Below are 18,649 nucleotides of genomic sequence, written 5' to 3'. Positions count from 1 at the left end.
GCGTGTTTATGTAGATTGTTTATGATAGGGAATTAATCAAAAATATTAAGTTTGATTAATTTCTTTTTAATGTGTCAGTGATCTTATTGAGCGTTTACATTATTTGTTCAGCATAGATTAAGTTAAAAAACAACGTTTTAAATCTTAAGTTTTCGTTCAGCAAATAGTTGTATAGTGATTAACGAACAGAACATATTATATAAGACTTATCCGGCACATTAGAAAATAACCTAATAATGAAGCTTGGGAGTCCAAGGAGATATACATGAAAAAGATCACAGCAATCTCGACTTTGGCATTAGCAGTAATGGCAGCATCTCCAGCATTTGCCGCAGACACACAGTGGTTTGTCGGTGGTGGTGTAGGTTATCAAGAAGATAATGTGAAAGGTGCCAATGCCCAAAATGGTGAGGATGCTACGTACCAGCTTCGTGGTGGTGCGATTATGAATGACCATCACCGTGTTATGGGTACGTACAGCTACATGGACAAGTCATCGCAGAACATGTTTTTAGCCTCTTATGATTACCTTGTACCAGTACATCAGAATGTAAACCTATTTGCGGGTGTATCTGCAGGTGTAGCAGACAACAAGATCAGCGGCAGTAGCTCAACAGATTTCGTTTGGGGTGGTCAAGTTGGTGCGATGTATGAAATCAATGACAACTGGTCAACGGATTTGACATACCGCTACCTAGATCAGGACTACAGCAAAAACGATACTAAACTCGACTACTCTCAACAAGTTGTTTGGTCGGTTGATTACCGTTTCTAATCGGCTTATCAAGAAAGATTCAGTTGAATATTACAAAGGGAAAGCAGTTGCTTTCCCTTTTTCATATTCTATCGCCGTTGAGCAGTAAAATAGGTTAAATATAAATTCACTGTCTTGTTAATCTAGATACTGCTATAACTAATTGTATTAGATTATATAAGTTAGGATTCAAGGATGAGGCTACAGGTCATAGGGTTAATGCTAGGTAGCTTGTTGGCAGCGCCGACTTTCGCGACCCAATTGGAGGGTGGCACTTGGTTATGTAAACGGCCAGATACGCCGGAAAATATGTGGGAGACCACCTCTTATCAATTCATGCCTGATGGCACGATTCACTCCGAAGAGTGGCTAAGGCGTTCGGAGAACAATCAAGTACAGCTGGAATTTAAGCTGGCGGTAGACTACAGCTTTTTCCATAACGGATTAGATTATGTTTTGAGGCCTGTTAATCTGAGTCGAGATATCGTGGTCGATAAGAATAATGTTAATCCGTTCGATAGCGATGCCAGACGCGATCTTCTTGGCTACCGTATATTCTTTCAGCCTCAGTTCGAAAGTGTTAATCGCGCAGAGTTTGTAATGCGCCATCATATTACCCCCGACCAGCGCTTTACCCTGAATTGTTCACGTCAAACATAGCTTTTTAATGACCATATAAATCAGTATACCCAAGCACTTTGAAGTGACTTGGGTATATACCCAAGCTACTTCAAGATGCAGTTTCAGCGAGAATTTATAAGCTTTTAGACAAGGCTTTGTTTTGAAGATCTAGTGGCTCTAAATTGAAAAATATAGCTTATAGTGGACTGCATCGACTGCATCGACTGCGCTCTAGCAGCTTTTCTTTATATTGAGTGGGTGTTTGTCCCCTTTGACGCTGGAAGGCTTTGCTAAAGCTCTGGACATTTTTATAGCCAAGCTCTTCGGCAATCTCCTTAACACTCAGATCTGCCTGCATATATTTTATTGCTTGGTTACATAAGACATAGTTGGTAATCGAACTGAAGCTCCAGCCAAATTGGTGGAGGCGACGCTGAAGTTGCTGTCTTGATAAATTGAATTTCTCCGCAACAAAATTCAAGCTGGGGTAGCCATAGAAACGGGAGTAGTTGATCATTTCATACATCATTTTCGCCGCATCATGAGCCTGTGGCATATTGAGAAATTCATCTAACTCGAGGTTCGATAGCATCATGGGCCGTGTAAGCTCGAATGGGAAATTATTGCCATGCTCAAGAATAGAAATATCTAGCCATACCCGGGTTGAGGGACTGTTCCAGCGAATATCACAGCCAAAGAATTGCTCAAATTCCCCGTTACCACAAGGTGGTCCGCTTAACTCAATAGTGAGTGGGTGGTAATTCTCCCCCATAAAATAGCGCAGGGTATTGGTGAACATGATAGCCATACGTACACTGTCGTGAAAGCGCCCTCTGCCAGATGAAAAATGATTGTCATACGTCCACTTGATAATATTGCCTGATAGCTCACCGTGGAATGTTGCCCCTGACTGTAGGCAGGAGGTGCCATAATTTATCCTCCTGAAGGTAAGTGCTAACTCAGGGGTAGAGAGAAACCAGCCGCCAAGCTTGTCCATATTATTGAAGTTAATATCTTTCGCCATCTTACTGAGATAGGCCTGATCGCCAATTAAATGTTCGAGCTCCTCCAACCACTGATTGAGATCAGAAAAGGGTACCAAGGTCATTGGCTCTTCAATCAGCTTTTGCGGTACACCTAAATCAGCCAAAGTGATCCCATAATGCTTTTGTAGGGCGCGAACAAACGGCTGGAAGAAAATCGATCTTACAAAAGCAGCATGGAATTGGGATTCTGGAAATGGCATAGGCAGTTATTTGCTCTCTTGCGGTCTAATTATATTAAAATTTCAACTTAATTGATTCAATCTATCCGATGTTGTGATGCTTGTCACTATTCCTTACATAATCTCACCAACAAAAATAAATTGAAAAAAGCCGATACTTTCCAGTTTTTTATGTGTGATTGCGTATTGGCTTATTGATTATGCGTTAGTGAATTGGAGAACTGTTATGAGTCTCGTCAGCATGCCTTTCGTCGACAGCGGGGTTGATACCGCGCTTCATGTCGTCGCAGCCGTTATTTTGTTTGGATCCATTGCTGCGGCGGCTTTCGGGTTTTGGCGTATCCATGAATTACCGATACAAAAAGCCCACAAGAGTGAGCATCATCAGTTGGGGCTGATAACTGCCCTGACTTGGATTGGTTTTATCTGGCATTGGGTCTGGGTTGTGGCGGTGATTATCGCTTTCGTTGATGGTGAGCAAGCGCTTCGTCATATCCGTGATATCTGGAAGGAAAAAGAAACGCCTGAGCCTACTAAGCCTCAACCTGCTGCGAGTCACGCTTCAGGCGCTGAGGCAGTGATCATGACCGAAGAGGAGGCTGAAAATGCTTGAGGGTTTGGCGGTATGGTCACTGTTTATCTACCTGCTTCGTTTGGTGGGGATGCCGTGGAATAAGTTCACCAAGACATTTTCCTATTTAGGGGGTGCCGGTTGGTTGATATTTGTCTGGATAGGTTTGATTACCTTTGCACCGATGGACATGTCCGGTGGCTCGGTCGTTCAATCGCCGCACATTCAGCTGCGTCCGGGGTCGACCAAAATTAAAGGCCATGTCGACGAGATTCTGGTTCGCCCGAATGAAAAGGTGAAAAAAGGCCAGCTGATTTACACACTGGATGACGAGCAATACCAGATCGCACTTAAAAAAGCAGAAACTCAGTTGGACTCTGCAAAAGTAGCGCTGTCGATTTCGCAGGAAGATGTCCTTATTGCCAAGCAGAATCATCACGCGGCGTTAAAGGATATTGAGATTGCAAGCAACGAAATTGAAGCGGCCAAGGAAGATTTAGAGTGGAAAGCAACCACATTACGCCGCTACCAAGAGCAGAATAGGGTCGTTAAGCACACCATTACCGAAACACAGATGGATGAGCAACAAACGGCGGTGGATGTTGCACGGGCTAAACAGGTGACACTTAAGTCCCAGTTGGATAAAGCTCGGGTGTCTGCTCATCGTGCGCAGTTGGACTTTGAAAAATCTGAACTGTCCGTAGAAAGCCGCAGAGTCGATGTTGCCAACAAGAAAGAAGATGTCGCCCAAGCACAGTGGAACTTGGACAATACGCAGGTCTATGCGCCTGCTGATGGTTATCTCACCAACTATATTATGCGAGAAGGCCAGTATGTCGGCGTGATGCCTCGGATCCAGATGTATACCGACGAAAAGTATGTCTTGATGCGAGTCAACCATCAGGCCATCCGCAATGTAAAAGTAGGGCAGCAGGCTGAGTTCGCGTCGCCGGTCTATCCGGGTAAGGTATTCAGTGCCGAAGTTGAAGGCATTATTGAAGCCACAGGTGAATCTCAGGGGAGCTTGCTGGCAAGGGATGACAATGTCCGTCAGACCACAGGTCAGAATGCACTTAACAAACACCACTTTGTTCGCTTGAAGCTGACGGAGCCTGGTGATTATGACATTCCGGTTGGTTCTGTCGGTCTGGCGTGGATCAGTGCAGAAAAGCCAATTGATTTCTTGGCATTTTTAGATGTGATCCGCGGCATCATTATCCGCATGAAGTCCCAGATTTACTTCATCTGGTCGATGTAGGCATACCTGTAACTCGAAATGGGTTAAGTATCGATTACCGCTCTGGGATAACAAGGTTCTCCGAAGCTGAGTTATCCCATTTTTACTACGATAATGCTGACCGTAGTGGCTGCAATTCTGCTAGGCTAAGGAATTGCAGCCTTTTTTTTATCTACAAAGCCCTGTCTTTTTAGTCCAGCCTTCTAAGTCCTTCAACTTGATATATAATCGTGGATCACAAGGAGTGTTAATTATGCCTTTTGTTTTCCCGAGTTCTCAGTTCTACTTTCGAGCGTTTTCCTGTTCCAAATTAGCGCACTGCCTGTTTGTCTTCAGTGCGATTGCTGCGTTGTTTTCCCCAATTTCTAGCGCAACGGCGCTTCTGCAGGAGGTCGATTTTGGCGATTCTGTCGATTACGTCCGAACATTGCCTGATGGATTTGATTGTTCGGCCCTATATCAAGCCGATATAGAAGAAGGTAGTGAGCAAGAAGGTATTGCATTTTGTTTTGACCAAACGCGCTTGTTCCATACCGAAGGAGGAATGCTGACCGCTTTTATGGCTGACGGTGTGGTTGATAAAGTGGAATATACCCTTGATATGTCGCTGGCCAACTATAATGCAGTGCTGTCTGGCTTGCGCCGTCAGAACTACGTCTTCACTCAGGTTACGGTTGGGGATGAAACATTGGATGTATTATCCGGGCTTAAACTTTTGGACAGGCAAACGCTCGATGACCAATTGTTTACCTTGGCCAATCAAGCTGATTTTTCTTCCCTACGAGAATTTATCTTGCTTGATCACCGCAGCTTTAAGCGGGCGCTCAAGGCCGATATCAAGAGTGTGGAGAGTTGGTTGAACAGCAAGGTGGTTCAGCGGGGATTTGAGCGGTTGACGATGGTACGCGTTAAGGTCAACGGCGATGAAATCCTGCTTCAGGCCAGCCAACCATTTGCTGGGTAGATATACGAAGCGGCGCATAGCTAAGAAGTCAGGGGAGATTAATCCTTGCGGAGTTTCTTGATTGTTGAGATTGGGGTTGGAAAGCGGTTCACCACCCAATAGGTCGAGATGATAAACGTCGTGATGGTTGCCATTTGAATAAATAGGGTCGCTTCCATTGACAGTGACCCACTGATCATGGCGGCATAGGCAACTAAAAAAGAAAACTCACTGGCTTGGCTGAGCCTAGCACTCAGTTCATGCTGCATGGTAGGTTTTTCTTTGGCGAGTTTTAGCGCGAAAGAGAATCCCCAATATTTGATCACAACCAGTACCCCGCCGAATGCTATGCCAAAGAAGGTATAGATATTCCATTCACTGAAATCCATCCTTGCCCCAATCGCAAAGAAGAACAAGATCAAAAAGAATTCACGCAGTGGTTTTAAGTGTACTGAAATAGCTTGTGAGACCCGGCTGGTGGCAATTGAGATCCCTGCAATAAAGGCCCCACTTTCGTAAGATAATCCCACCTGATGGCTCAATTCGGCCCAGAAAAAGCACCATGCGAGGGTGGCGAGAAAGCTGTATTCCTGAATGACATCAAATCGTTGGAAGAGGGGTAAGATAATATAGCGCACACCTATAAACGCTAAAGTACATATCGCCACAAATTTACCTAACATCAGCAGAAATCCTACCAACATGGCATTGCCACCATCCATATTGAGAAAGATGATCACACTGATCGCGATGACGTCTTGTACCAGCAAAATACTGGTGATCACTTCCCCCATTCGCTGATGGTGAAGCGTTGTTGTTGGGATAAGTTTTAAGCCAATGACGGTACTAGAAAACATCAGTGCTGCCGCACAGATCAGTGCATCAATAACTGACAGTTGGATAGCCAAGCAAAATAAAAGAGTAATGGTAAAAAAGAAGGCACAGGTGCCAAGGGTGATAATGGCACTCTCTTTGAATAGGCTAAGTAACTTGTTGGGCTGTAAGTTCAAACCGATAAGGAACAGCAACAAAATCACGCCAACATTGCCAAATTGGGTGATGTGTTCGGTGTTAGGGATCAGGTTGAACCCGTAGGGACCAATAACCACTCCGGCGGCAATGTACGCGAGGATAATCGGCTGGCAGGCATATAAAAACAGCGTACCGAGGATCGCTGCGCTGATAATAATCGCACACAGTTCAAAAATGATCGGCGCTAAATCAATCGGCATAGCGGTACAATCCCATGTGATAACCCCTATAACATGGTGTCACATAAGTTTGGCCTAAGTTGCTATGTTACGCCTAAGCGCTTAGTTGCATTAAGCGTTGATGTCTCGAGGCGGCCAAAATACCATTCAGTAACAAGCGTGATCTGCATCACGATTTGGCGTATGGGGCGTTGTCCAGCACTCATACAGAATGGTATTCTGTTTAATGTAATGGTTCTCAGCAATATGGATGTTGCTTAATTAGGCTTATTTGCAGCGGGCTGATGCCCGCTTTTTTTTATCTACGTTACCTGGATGAGTTCTAGTAACGTTATTAACGCCTTCTGGTTTGAATCTCAACAATACCTCGTTTTGTAATCCCAGCTTGCTGGGTATTTTGGTTTCCTACACTTTTGTACTTAAAGGTAATATGCCGTAGGTTTCGGGCTTGATGGCGTGGAACAGGAATAGCACGGCTGGTTTTTCCTTTGAAAAGAATTCCTAAGTCATCTGTAACTATTTTGCTCCCATCTCGAAAATGTAAAGTGATAGAGTCCATATTAATAATGCCTTGTTTTGATTTTAGGCGTACTTGACGAATATCTCGGTTATGCCTGTTAATATTGACTCTATCTGTATCTTCTCGATAGGTAACACGGCGCTCCGTTAGTTTCTCCCAATCCTTAGCAAATGCTGGTTGTGTAAAGGTTAGAAGCACGGCAACAAAAACAAATAAATACTTCATTGAAAACACCTCATTGCTTGCATGTAAAATTATGATTTCATTAGGGAATATACGGGGTGCGTTCACTCTATAATTGTTACCTAGCTTTGAACAGGCTACTATGTCAGCGTTTAGTTAAACCATCTTGATTTGTATTTTTTATTGCCGGCTTTGACTTTAAAGCGTGTATATTTGTGCATTTAAAAGCACGAAATACCTTTTTTTCGGGATGGAATGTTATAGAGAATAAGGCTTGCGGATTAATCTTGCGTACGCTGGGTTTCAAATCGCACTGCTTGGTCTGCAGTGCGATTGTTAGTAAGAAGGGGGATATCAGAGGTAATCAGAGATATCGATCAAACCAATTGAGCTCTTGTTTTACGACCGACTCAAAGTGTTCACCGGTATAAACTTCATAATGAGTTGCTTGCTCCTCAATATAAAGAGCTTTGGGCTCGTTAGCGTGGGCAAATAACGCTTCTGATTCCGAAACCGGATTGACCCCATCGTTAGCGGCTGCGACGATCAACAAAGGTGCCGTCAGGTTTTTTACAGCTTCAATCGGTTTGTGGTTCATGGTTTCCCATACGGTTAAAAATGGGATTTTAATCGAAAGAGCCGGGAAGTCATTTTTGTATTGATTGAAAAACGCGACAGACTGTTCATCGCTTAATACTTTAGCGATTGGAACCATCATTTCTTTGCCAGTCTTGGCTTTTTTATCACGCATCCGCTCAAGCGTTGATAAAAACTTCTCTTTTTCCGCCACTGCCATATCCCCGGTAATTACAGTCTCTCCATCAGCGAAAGTTAATTGTGCAATCACACATTTCACCGCTTCAGTCTGGCTGGCTGTAATGATGGCATTAGCACCACCGAATGAGCTTCCCCAAAGAGCGATTCGCTCAGGGTCTAAATTTGGCTGCTCTTGTCCCCACGCAATAGCAGCATGAATGTCTTCAATTTGTAATGCTGGAACCAAGCGTCCTGCTTCGCCTTGGCTTTCGCCAAAACCACGGTAATCAAAGGTAAGTGCGGCATAGCCTTGTTCAGCGAAGCGCTGGGCGAAAGCTGGGATCAGTAGCTCTTTAACCCCGCAAAAGCCATGACAAAGAATGATGAGAGGCAATGGGGCCGCAGTATTATTGTCAGGCAGGTATAGGTGACCTGCAATGGTGGCGTCTTTTGATTTGAATTCAATCTGTTGAGGCATTATCTGATTCCCTTGGCCAATGTTAACGAACATTGGGTTTTATACAGCATGTTGCATTATCTACTGCTCTGACCTATCGCCTACCCGTAACTTCTTGAATCCAGCTCACCTTTTATCAGAATCCGGTTGAAAGTTCTGTTTTATGACCACTGGAAAGCTATTAGCCACGTAGCTTGTCAAAAATCAATTGATGAGAAAGTGCCAAAGAATTTAAATAAGCTTTCCAGTTCTTCAAAGTTATCATCACCATCAGCTTGTTTTTGAACCAAGAAAAGCAGTAATTCTATAAACAAAAAACCTATGGTTCGGCTATGGAAAATCGAGTCAACATCACTGGGTAGGACATATTGCATGTTGCTGTATTTGCCGTAGGGATTGGATTGCGTGTTGGTGATTACGGTGACATGGGCTTGTTTGTTGTTGAAAAAGCGCGTGATATCGATAACAACAGGATTAAAACGGTAGTAGGAAAATGCGATCAGTATATCTTGCTGTTTAACCCCGAGAAGCGCCTTAGGCAACTCACCTCTATCGAGCGGTAGCAATACAACCTCTGCCCGGCTGTATTTCAACAGGGTTGAAAAATGAATTGCTAATGCGCCCGAAGAGGCTGGCCCAACAACATATATCGTTCGGTTTTTGTCGGCGATTAAAGTTGCCAACTTCTCAAGCTCATGAATGTTGAGATCATGTGAGAACTGTTCGATAAGTCCGCTGACATTGCCGATATAGCGTTTGACGTCATCCTTAGTATCTGTTGGATTCGCTGACGCTTTTGATTTATTCGCTTCAATGGGCGCGACCATCGTCTGTGAAATGAGGTCTTTTTTGAGTGCTTTTTTAAAGGCTGCATAGCCAGTAAAGCCGAGTTTGTTTAAATAGCGACCAATGGTGGCCTTACTGATCTTCGCTTTTTGGGCGAGATCAATAATGCCGTAGTAGGAAAGCTCTTCAAAATGCGTGACTATGTAATGATGCAGGTTTGCTTCTGATTCGGTAAAAGGTTGAAATTGCTCTGCAAGCTGTTTGTATGTTGCCAGATCCAAGTGGTCTTTCATCGTGTCACTACAAAAAAGAAATCAATGGGAAATGACATTTCACATCGTTTCTTGTCACGATGCAAAGGTGGCGTTGATATCAGTCAATCTTACGGTATTTGTGTGATCTGGATAGCAATAACTGGGTCGGTCCCGGTGGTTTGAAGGACCCAAGTAAGCCGCTTTTCCCTCTATGCCGAGTTATGGAGCGTACAAGTGTCGGTATTGTGGGAAGACTTTTAAAAGCTTCACACTTTTTATTGAGAATATCGGCTTCCCATACAGCTTTATTTTGTCTCGCGCCAAGATAACCGCAATTTAAAACATCAATAAAGGTTATTTATATGGTCGCTCTGCTTGCACTGCCCATCGTCTTTGGCGCAGGCTGTTTGATTGTGAAGAAATACAACACACAGGCTGTGCTATTTGGTTCTGGCATCTTGATGATGATTGTCGGCGCTCTGGCTGGTGGCTCTGAGTTTTTGCCAAAAGGGGTGAATACTTCTGGCGCCACTGTTGTGGACTTTTTCTTGGTTATCCAATCCATAAGCTCGTCCACGTTGGCCAAGCTGGGTTTGATTATTATGGCCGTGGGTGGTTTTTCTAAGTACATGGGGCATATTGGGGCGGCAAATGCATTAGTGACGGTAACGACCAAGCCATTGTCGGCTATCAACAACCCTTATATTATTCTGGCTCTGACGTATATTTTGGGCCAGTTCTTGAACGTCTTTATTCCAAGTGCGGTTGGCTTGGCGATGCTGCTGTTAGTTGCTTTGTATCCAGTATTGGTTGGTATTGGTTGTACGCCAGCATCTGTTGCTGCCGTGCTGGCAACTACTGCTTGTCTTGACTTAGGGCCGGCTTCAGGCGCATCAAATAAGGCGGCAGAAGTGATTGGTATTGATGCTGCGTCTTACTTTATTCAACATCAGCTATTTGTGGGTGTGTGTGCGGCTTTGGTTATTGCGGTTCTGCACTTTGTCTGTCAGAAATGGTTTGATAAGCGCGATGAAAAAAATGGGGTAACTTACGAGCTGAACGCGAAAGAAGATACCGCTCGAGAAGCGCCGATGTGGTTTGCGATTTTGCCTGCACTTCCACTGGTTTTGCTGCTGACTTTCAGTAAGTTTGCCATTACTGCGATTAAAATCGATGTTGTGACGGCTATGTTCATTAGCCTAGCTGTTGCGATGCTGTGTGACTACATCTATTCAAAAAATGGTAAAGCGGTAGCAGCCTCGCTCAAGGTATATCTTCAGGGGATGGGGGATGTATTCGCAGGCGTGGTGTCACTGATTATTGCCGCTCAGACATTTGTTGTTGGCTTGAAGGCTATCGGTTTTATCTCTGGCCTGTTAGGCGTAGCTGCGCATCTTGGTTTTGGCTATACCATGATGGTGAGTATGTTGGTTGTTATTATCGGTATTACGGCGTTGATGTCAGGGTCTGGTAATGCCGCGTTCTTTAGCTTCTCTAACTTGGCCCCGGATGTTGCAACGCAAGTCGGCGTGTCTACTGCGGCTTTGGCGCTACCGATGCAGCTTTCAGCCGGTATCTTCCGTTCATTCTCACCGGTAGCGGGTGTGGTTATCGCTTGTGCTGGTGTCGCTGGGATCCCTCCAATGGAACTTGTTAAGCGTACAGCAATCCCAATGATGGGAGGATTACTGACAGTTCTTCTTATTACATTTATTGGCGCTTAGGATGATAGTTATGCCCGGTTCAAATGTCTCAGTTTTCGACTCAACGCTCTATTCTCCGTTATTTACTCAAAAAGAAATGAAGAGAATATGGTCAGACGATAACCTTATCCAATCCTGGTTAACCTTCGAGGTTAGTATTGCCAGAGTACAGGCTGAGCTGGGACTGTTTCCTAAGCAAGCCGTCACATCTATCGAGACGGTCTGTGATGCCAACAATATCGATTGGGTTCGTTTAGCACAGGATACTCAAACGGTTGGCATGGCGATTAAACCTTTGGTCGATCAGTTGACAGAGCAGGGTGATGATCACGTCAAGAAATACCTGCACTGGGGGTGCACGACCCAGGATTTATTGGACACCAGTTTGGCGATGCGGGTGAAACAGACCCTTGATCTGGTGCGTGGGCAGCTAACCGCCTTGGGTGATCAGCTTGAAACGATGGCTCTTGCCCATAAGCAAACGGTGATGGTTGCACGGACAAATTCGATGGATGCACTGCCGACAACTTGGGGCCTGCAGGTGAGTAGCTACCTTCAGGAGGTTACCCGGCATATTGTTCGCCTTGATGATTTGTACCCACGGGCAACCACTGGCATGTACGGTGGGGCGGTGGGGAACTTGTCATCAATAGGCCCACAGGGGCTGGCTGTGCGTAAAGAACTGTTTGCTGAGCTTGGCCTGACAGAGCCAAAAGGATTGGGCAATGCGAGCTTGGATCATATTGCCGAGCTGATCCAATTTTTTGCCTTGATCCATGGCACTTTGTGCCGAATCGCCAACGATACGGAGACTATGGGCCGGGCACCTATTGCTGAAGTGCGAGAAGGCGAGTCAGGTGGCGGTTCGAGCACCATGCCGCATAAAGCCAACCCACGAGCCGCCAACATGATCCAGACCCTGTCACGTATGGGGTGGATGTATGCCAGCAGCGCCCCGAATTTGATGGATCAGCACGATGTTCGATCCGCTTCAATGCGGGTGCTGAACTGGAGTTTAGTCCCTGAATCATCATTGGCGGTGTCTACTGCATTGGAGCGTGCTCAGAGGTTATTGGCCAATCTTGTGGTGAATAAAGGGCGGATGCAAGACAACTTCGAAGCGTCACGCAATTTCATCATGTCGGAAGCGGTGATGATGAAAGTGGCCGAAAAAGCAGGCCGGGGCGAAGGCTACAGCAAGGTTAAAACGGCCATTGCCCATGCTCCTAATAAAGGAAGCTTGGCGGATGTGCTCAAACAGGACTGCGAGGTTTCAGCCATTCTGTCACCAGACGAGATCGATGAAGCGTGTAACCCACTTAACTACCTCGGCAGTAATGATGAGTTAATCGATGAGACAATTGCGCTATACAGAAAGGTCAACACGCCCTAGCGTGCATTGAACCTATCTTTAATGTTCCTCAGAGCTAGTGTTCGCACTAGCTCTGATTTGCCATATCGGGACTACGCTCTACCCTTAATGTTTATGGCATAAGATGTTGAGCCCAACCGTATGACAAGTGGCAAAGATCCTGTTGTTCCTTTGATTAAGTCAGGCTACGCACGTTTAATCGTAGAGATTTTTTACGAATACAATCATGATCCCCACCAAGTGATCAAAGACTCCGGGCTACCACCGGACCTCTTTGATCTAGACCAAGAGTTCCTGCCCCAAGAACCAATGAAAAAGCTGATATACCTATTGGCTAACCAGCTAGGGATCACCCAGTTCGGCGATATATTACGAACCGCTATCCGTAGAAAAGCGATACCCCGGCTGATCGGTGAATTTGCCGATTGTAAAACAGTAAAAGAAGCCCTTGCCTTGACTCAAACCGTGTTTCAGCATGACTCGACCGTTGTAAACGTTGGTCTGGAGGAAAGCCATGGCAGAACTTGGTTCTGGTGTAAGCGCAGCGTTGATGAAAGTGCACATTTTTTATGGTCCGAAGTGTGGGCTGTGGTATACGGGGTGGAGTTTGTCCGTGTGCTTACCCATAGTGACTGGTTACCGAGTCAAATAAAGATCCAATCCAATAATTCGGATATATACAGCGCCATTTTGGGCAACTCAATTCAGTATTTTGTGGGGAATGAGAGGATTGAATGGCTCATTGATGATGATGTTTTAGCGCAGCAACCGCGGATCACCGCCAAAGACTCAGAGACCAAAGCGCCTTTAATCAGCTGGCATGCCAATTTTACCGACCGTGTTTTTACCTCTTTGCTGCCTTACGTTAGGGAACGTAACTTGACCCTAGAGGAAGCGGCTGAGCTGCTCAGTATGAGCCCTCGAACGTTACAAAGGAGACTGACTGAAGAGCGAACCAGTTTCCGGCGGCTCAAAGATAACCTCCTCTATACCGTCGCGGTAGATATGATGGGAGAAGATTTATCACTGACGCATATTGCAAGCCAACTGGGGTATTCAAATATCGCTCATTTTTCCCGATCTTTTAAGCGTATCAGCGGCCTCACACCAAAGGTGTATCAGAAAGTTATCCTGAGCTTGGATAAAGAGTCTTAGCCAGTACCTAATTTCCCGTTTCTATTTGCGTGACTTGCACCACAGTTATTGATTTTTAGAGTTATTACTCTAAAATTAGCGAATCAAGCCAAATAGACAGGCATATAGGTATTTTCACAATGAAATTAACGCCAGCTGCAGTGCTCACCTGCTGGGCGATGATAGTTATACCGGCATCTGCGAGTGCCAATAACATTATTGTTAATGACCCACATAACGCTTCCTACCGTGCCGTAACTGCATCTGCGGCTCAACATCCGGTCAGTTTTCTGGATGCTTGGCAGGCGGTTGTCAGCCAAAATGATGGCCTCGCTGCTGAGCGGGCCAATATTGAGCGCAGCCAAAACATGCAAGATGCTGCGAGAGATCTGTATCTACCATCAATCAGTGCGACGGCGAAATATACCCGGCTTGATAAGCCGGTAGAAATTAAGCCTTCGGACTTAATCGACAGTATGCCCATTGGTGGTGTTGTTCCCTCGTTACCACTTGTTGATCAGCTCTTTACATCCCAGCTGACCAAGCGTGAGGTGTTTACCAGCTCAATTCGTGCGGTATGGCCAATTTTTACGGGTGGCCGTATCACTGCGGCGCAGGATATAGCTAAAGGCCAAACGGAAGAAGCAACCCAACTGCTTGCCATGAAGCAGCAGGCGACCTTTGAAGATCTATCCAAATTCTATTTTGGTGTTGCTTTGACTCAGCAGGTACTGGACACGCGTATCGAAGTTGAAAATGGCCTGAAGAAGCATTTTGAGCGTGCGCAAAAACTGGAGCAACAAGGCCAAATCGCAAAGGTTGAGCGTCTGCAGGCACAAGCCTCTTACGATAAAGCCAGAGTTGAGCGCCAGAAAGCCCAACGCGATATGGAAATTGCCCAGGTTGCGTTGACCAAGCTATTGAAAGTAGAGGCACCAGCTGTGCCAAGCTCTTCACTGTTTGTTAACGAGTCTCTTCCTCCTATGTCGGCGTTTATCGAAAAGACGCTAGCGGGCTATCCCGGCCTGCAACTTCTTGATGCCAAGAAAAAACAAGCCCAAGGTTTGATGGCAGCTGAAAAGGGTAAGTATTACCCGGAAGTGTACCTCTACGGTAATTACAACCTTCATGAAGACGATACGCTTGCCGCGAAAACAGCGCCGGATTGGGCTGTTGGCGTAGGGGTGAATATTCCACTGCTCGATAGCTCTGGTCGCTCCGGTAAAGTAAAAGCAGCACACAGTGCCGTTACCCAAGTGAACTATCTACGTGCACAGGCAGAGCAAGATCTTACGGTGCTGGTAGAGAAAACCTACCGTGAGGCGATGCAGTCTTTGGAAGAATACAACGGATTGGCATCAAGCTTGGCGCTTGCCAAAGAGAATGTCAGTTTGCGCGAAAAAGCATTTAGCCAAGGCTTGTCGACGTCATTGGATGTTGTAGACGCAGAGCTATATCTGGCCAGTGTGAAAACTCAGCGTGCAGGTGCAGCTTACCAATATGTCATTTCTTTGGCTCGTCTGTTGGCGGTCAGCAGTGAAATCAACAGTTTTAAACAATATCAGCAATATCAAGGGTTAGAGGTACAGTCATGAAAAACGGCAAATCAAGTGCGAAAGTGATCGCCGCTGCAGTGTCAGTCACCGCTGTGATTGGATGGCTGGGCTATCAATTTTGGTCGGCCTATCAACCCGCTCCTATTCGTATGCAGGGCCAAATTGAAGCCCAGCATTACAATATTTCTTCTAAGGTCCCGGGCCGTATCGAGCAGGTACTGGTTCGTAAAGGCGATAAAGTTGCAAAAGGGGATTTGATTTTCACCCTATCTAGCCCGGAAATTGATGCCAAACTAGAGCAGGCCCGGGCGGGTGAACAGGCTGCCGACGCGATGTCTCAACAGGCAGAAAGTGGTGCTCGAGAGCAGGAGATTGCGGCTGCGCAAGACCAATGGCAAAAAGCCAAGGCGGCAGCAGCCTTGATGCAAAAGACTTATCGCCGCGTGGATAACCTCTACAAAGAAGGGGTGATGGCAGAGCAGAAACGTGATGAAGCTTATACCCAATGGCAAGCCGCACGTTATACCGAGCAAGCGGCCTATCAGATGTACACCATGGCCAAAGAAGGGGCTCGGGTGGAAACCAAGCGTGCAGCGGCAGAAAAAGCCCGTATGGCTGCGGGGGCCGTCGCTGAAGTGGAAGCCTATGCGGCCGATACCCAGATCTCTAGCTGGTTTGATGGTGAAGTAAGCCAAGTGCTGTTGCACGAAGGTGAGCTTGCTCCCCAAGGTTTCCCGGTCGTCAGTGTCGTCGATATGGAGGATGCCTGGGCACTGTTCAATGTTCGAGAAGATAATCTTAAACACTATCAGCAAGGCATGGAGTTCAAAGCGAAGGTGCCGGCACTGGGTGATCAGGCGTATACCTTTAAGGTGACTCACGTTGCCGTGATGGGTGATTTTGCTACTTGGCGTACAACGGATGCTGCTCAGGGTTTTGATATGCGTACGTTTGAGGTAGAAGCACGCCCGACTGAACCGGTTACTGGGCTTCGTGTTGGTATGAGTGTGATTGTAAGCGAATGATGATGCAATTCGCTCGTGAATGGCGACTGATCCGCAATGAGCGCTGGCTGTTGTCGATGACAACATGGCTGCCCTTGATGCTGTTTGCAATTATCTGGGGCATTTTCTCGGCAGGTATCGCAAGAGATTTACCCATTGGTGTGGTCGATTTAGACCACAGCCAAGTGTCGCGGCAGTTGGTGCGTTATTACGATGCAAATCCAACACTGGCTATCTCTGACACCTATACATCTGTTGCAGAGGGAAGCCATGCCCTCCGAGGTGGTGATATATATGCGCTGGTGGTGATCCCAACGAATTTGGAGCAAGACACTAAGTTAGGGAAGTCACCGACGGCCACTGTGTTTTATAACAGTCAGTTTGTGCTGATTGGTAAATTGGTGAACTCAGCGGTTGTGCAGGCCCAGGGAACCCTCAACGCGCAAATCGATACTATGAGAAATATGCTCTCTGGCAGTCGTGTACCCCAACAAGCGCTAGGTCAGGCCGTTCCGGTCACAAACCAGATCACACCACTGTATAACGCCAATAGCCACTATGGCCAATTCTTGGTGTCGGCCACGATTCCGGCTATATGGCAAATCGCGATAGTGATCACTACCATTATCGCTTTATCGGCTGAACAGCGTCGTGGAGGAGTTAACGCTTGGTTAGGGACTACTCCGATAAGTAATTTTATTGGCAAACTTATCCCTTACACACTGCTGTTCTTTATCCAAGGGCTTATGTTCCTTGTTGCCTTGTATGGGTTACTGGATTGGCCAATGCACGGGCAGTGGTGGATTCTATTACTTGCACAGTTACTCATGGTTCTTGCCTGCCAGGGTGTGGCCTGCTTGTTCTATTTGTTCACCCTTGATGCAACCAAAGCAATGAGTTTGGCGGCAGGGTTTACCGCTCCGGCTTTTGCTTTTGTTGGGGTTACCTTTCCTGCTTCAGACATGCCTAATTTTGCGCTGGCATGGCGGGCTATGCTGCCAGCGAGCCATTATTTGGATGTCCAACTGCATCAGGTCAACCATGGTATGACCGCTCTACAGGCAATGCCGCAATTGCTTTGTTTGTTGGCTTTTCTAAGTACTTGGATAGTGGCGGCTTGGCGAGTCAATAAATTAAGCATAAAGCTAGAGGGGGGCGTATGAGTTGGCGTTCATTGTTTAAGTTTGAACTTAAGGCCATTTTTACCAATCCTTCGATTTTATTTACAGTGTTTGGCGGGGTATTGATTTACTCGTTTCTCTATCCGCTACCTTATACCAACCAGTTGCCGCGAGAGCAGCAGATCGTGGTGGTAAATTTGGACCAGTCGGAATTAGGGCGCAAACTGGAGCGTATGGTTGATGCGACGCCTCAGGTGATGATTACCACCCGAGCCGAGTCGATTGATGCCGCCAAAGCGTTGGTGAATAAAGGCACGGTACAAGGGGTGTTGGTGATCCCGAAAGACTTCCAGCGAGATGTCTTGCTCGGCAAAAGTCCAACCTTGGCCTATGGGGGGGATGCTGCTTATTTTCTTGTGTATGGCACTATTGCTGAAGGGATAGTAACGGCAGCGGGTACATTGGGCGCAACGGTAAAAGTGACACGCATGGTAATGGCGGGTAGCGACATGGCATTGGCCGCTGAGCATTACACGGCGATTAAACTCAATGCCCAGCCGGTGTTTAATCCGACAATGGGCTATGTGAACTATGTGGTACCGGCAGTCTTTGTATTGATCCTTCACCAGACATTACTGATTGCAGTCGGTTTGTTGGGCGGCGGGCAAAATGAGTACTTGCGAGCAGGCCAAAGTGGCTACTGGGTACACTTTCCAGCTAGGCATGTGGTACTCGTTCGTGGCATTGTATTCACCCTTATCTACCTGCCTTTAGTTATGTATTACTTTGGGTTCAGCTTCAGCTATTACCATATTAGCCGATTAGCTTCGATCATGGATTTGGCTTTGATCACTATGCCATTTTTGTTAGCTGTGATCTTTTTGGGCATGATTTTAGGGCAGTTGATCCCAAGGCGAGAGCTAGCAACTGTGGTGGTATTGCTAAGTTCACTACCGTTGGTTTTTTCGACTGGATTTATTTGGCCGGTTGAAATGATCCCGGAACCTATATTATTGCTGTCGCAGTTTGCTCCATCAACCCCGGCAATTAATGCATTTCTGCGAATTAACCAAATGGGAGCCGACTTTGACCAAGTGTTGTCCCTATGGGGGCAGTTATGGTTACAGGCCGTTGTCTATGGGGTAATTGCTGCGAGGATGATGCTAAGAGTTAAACGCAAAAATAAGCTACCTATTAAGCGATAGGTAAAAAAGTGCGACTACCTTGTAGTCGCACTTTTT

17 protein-coding genes are annotated in these 18,649 nt (G+C 46.2%); 12 read left to right on the top strand and 5 right to left on the bottom strand.

Annotation, left to right across the window (positions count from 1 at the left end; genetic code table 11):
• Window positions 1-265 precede the first annotated feature (265 nt).
• Together L4D79_RS06785 and L4D79_RS06780 are read left to right on the top strand one after the other, a co-directional pair.
• Window positions 266-775 (top strand): porin family protein, encoded by a 510-nt coding sequence (locus L4D79_RS06785; RefSeq protein WP_428649097.1) that lies wholly within the window; start codon window positions 266-268, stop codon window positions 773-775.
• A gap of 174 nt (window positions 776-949) precedes the next feature.
• Window positions 950-1,414 (top strand): hypothetical protein, encoded by a 465-nt coding sequence (locus L4D79_RS06780; protein ID WP_428649094.1) that lies wholly within the window; start codon window positions 950-952, stop codon window positions 1,412-1,414.
• A 157-nt stretch (window positions 1,415-1,571) separates the two neighbouring features.
• On the opposite strand, the gene L4D79_RS06775 is transcribed toward L4D79_RS06780, so the two are convergent.
• The gene (locus L4D79_RS06775) at window positions 1,572-2,621 is read right to left on the bottom strand and encodes an AraC family transcriptional regulator (protein ID WP_428649091.1); all 1,050 of its coding nucleotides are present in this window, start codon (window positions 2,619-2,621) and stop codon (window positions 1,572-1,574) included.
• 205 nt (window positions 2,622-2,826) lie between these two features.
• Here L4D79_RS06775 and L4D79_RS06770 point away from each other — a divergent pair, with 205 nt between their 5' ends.
• From L4D79_RS06770 to L4D79_RS06760, 3 genes are all read left to right on the top strand, one after another.
• Window positions 2,827-3,213, top strand: a complete 387-nt coding sequence (locus L4D79_RS06770; RefSeq protein ID WP_428649088.1) for an MFS transporter — start codon at window positions 2,827-2,829, stop codon at window positions 3,211-3,213.
• On the top strand, window positions 3,206-4,429 hold the full coding sequence (locus tag L4D79_RS06765) for an HlyD family secretion protein (RefSeq protein WP_428649085.1): 1,224 nt from the start codon (window positions 3,206-3,208) through the stop codon (window positions 4,427-4,429). Before L4D79_RS06770 ends, L4D79_RS06765 begins: the two co-directional genes overlap by 8 nt.
• A 232-nt stretch (window positions 4,430-4,661) precedes the next feature.
• Window positions 4,662-5,372: a hypothetical protein gene (locus tag L4D79_RS06760; RefSeq protein WP_428649082.1), complete on the top strand. Its 711-nt coding sequence runs from the start codon at window positions 4,662-4,664 to the stop codon at window positions 5,370-5,372.
• 38 nt (window positions 5,373-5,410) lie between these two features.
• Here the strand turns inward: L4D79_RS06760 and L4D79_RS06755 are convergent, their stop codons facing one another.
• From L4D79_RS06755 to L4D79_RS06740, 4 genes are all read right to left on the bottom strand, one after another.
• Window positions 5,411-6,583 carry a cation:proton antiporter domain-containing protein gene (locus L4D79_RS06755; protein WP_428649079.1) on the bottom strand — a complete coding sequence of 391 codons (1,173 nt, stop codon included), beginning with the start codon at window positions 6,581-6,583 and terminating at the stop codon, window positions 5,411-5,413.
• A 313-nt stretch (window positions 6,584-6,896) separates the two neighbouring features.
• Window positions 6,897-7,307 (bottom strand): DUF2541 family protein, encoded by a 411-nt coding sequence (locus L4D79_RS06750; RefSeq protein ID WP_428649077.1) that lies wholly within the window; start codon window positions 7,305-7,307, stop codon window positions 6,897-6,899.
• A gap of 322 nt (window positions 7,308-7,629) precedes the next feature.
• Window positions 7,630-8,499, bottom strand: a complete 870-nt coding sequence (gene uilS, locus L4D79_RS06745; RefSeq protein WP_428649074.1) for a UilS family quorum-quenching N-acyl-homoserine lactonase — start codon at window positions 8,497-8,499, stop codon at window positions 7,630-7,632.
• Window positions 8,500-8,675: 176 nt separating this feature from the next.
• Complete coding sequence (locus tag L4D79_RS06740; RefSeq protein WP_428649072.1) at window positions 8,676-9,545, bottom strand: MurR/RpiR family transcriptional regulator; 870 nt, start codon at window positions 9,543-9,545, stop codon at window positions 8,676-8,678.
• A gap of 335 nt (window positions 9,546-9,880) precedes the next feature.
• Between L4D79_RS06740 and dcuC the strand changes: the two genes are divergently transcribed.
• The 7 genes from dcuC (at window position 9,881) to L4D79_RS06705 (ending at window position 18,613) form a co-directional block, all read left to right on the top strand.
• Complete coding sequence (dcuC, locus tag L4D79_RS06735; RefSeq protein WP_428649069.1) at window positions 9,881-11,242, top strand: C4-dicarboxylate transporter DcuC; 1,362 nt, start codon at window positions 9,881-9,883, stop codon at window positions 11,240-11,242.
• A gap of 10 nt (window positions 11,243-11,252) precedes the next feature.
• Complete coding sequence (locus tag L4D79_RS06730) at window positions 11,253-12,614, top strand: class-II fumarase/aspartase family protein (protein WP_428649066.1); 1,362 nt, start codon at window positions 11,253-11,255, stop codon at window positions 12,612-12,614.
• Between the two features lie 120 nt (window positions 12,615-12,734).
• Window positions 12,735-13,748 carry a helix-turn-helix domain-containing protein gene (locus L4D79_RS06725; protein ID WP_428649063.1) on the top strand — a complete coding sequence of 338 codons (1,014 nt, stop codon included), beginning with the start codon at window positions 12,735-12,737 and terminating at the stop codon, window positions 13,746-13,748.
• A gap of 119 nt (window positions 13,749-13,867) precedes the next feature.
• Entirely contained in the window at window positions 13,868-15,322 is a 1,455-nt protein-coding gene (locus tag L4D79_RS06720) for a TolC family protein (RefSeq protein WP_428649061.1), read from the top strand.
• Window positions 15,319-16,308: an HlyD family secretion protein gene (locus L4D79_RS06715; protein WP_428649058.1), complete on the top strand. Its 990-nt coding sequence runs from the start codon at window positions 15,319-15,321 to the stop codon at window positions 16,306-16,308. The genes L4D79_RS06720 and L4D79_RS06715 overlap by 4 nt, the downstream gene beginning before the upstream one ends.
• Window positions 16,305-17,450: an ABC transporter permease gene (locus L4D79_RS06710; RefSeq protein WP_428649055.1), complete on the top strand. Its 1,146-nt coding sequence runs from the start codon at window positions 16,305-16,307 to the stop codon at window positions 17,448-17,450. Before L4D79_RS06715 ends, L4D79_RS06710 begins: the two co-directional genes overlap by 4 nt.
• Window positions 17,447-18,613, top strand: coding sequence for an ABC transporter permease (locus L4D79_RS06705; RefSeq protein WP_428649053.1), 1,167 nt, complete (start codon window positions 17,447-17,449; stop codon window positions 18,611-18,613). Before L4D79_RS06710 ends, L4D79_RS06705 begins: the two co-directional genes overlap by 4 nt.
• Window positions 18,614-18,649 lie beyond the last annotated feature (36 nt).

It is taken from the genome of Photobacterium satsumensis, assembly GCF_050336935.1.
Classification (GTDB): Bacteria; Pseudomonadota; Gammaproteobacteria; order Enterobacterales; family Vibrionaceae; genus Photobacterium; species Photobacterium satsumensis.
This window is presented reverse-complemented; position numbering and strand designations above follow the sequence as displayed.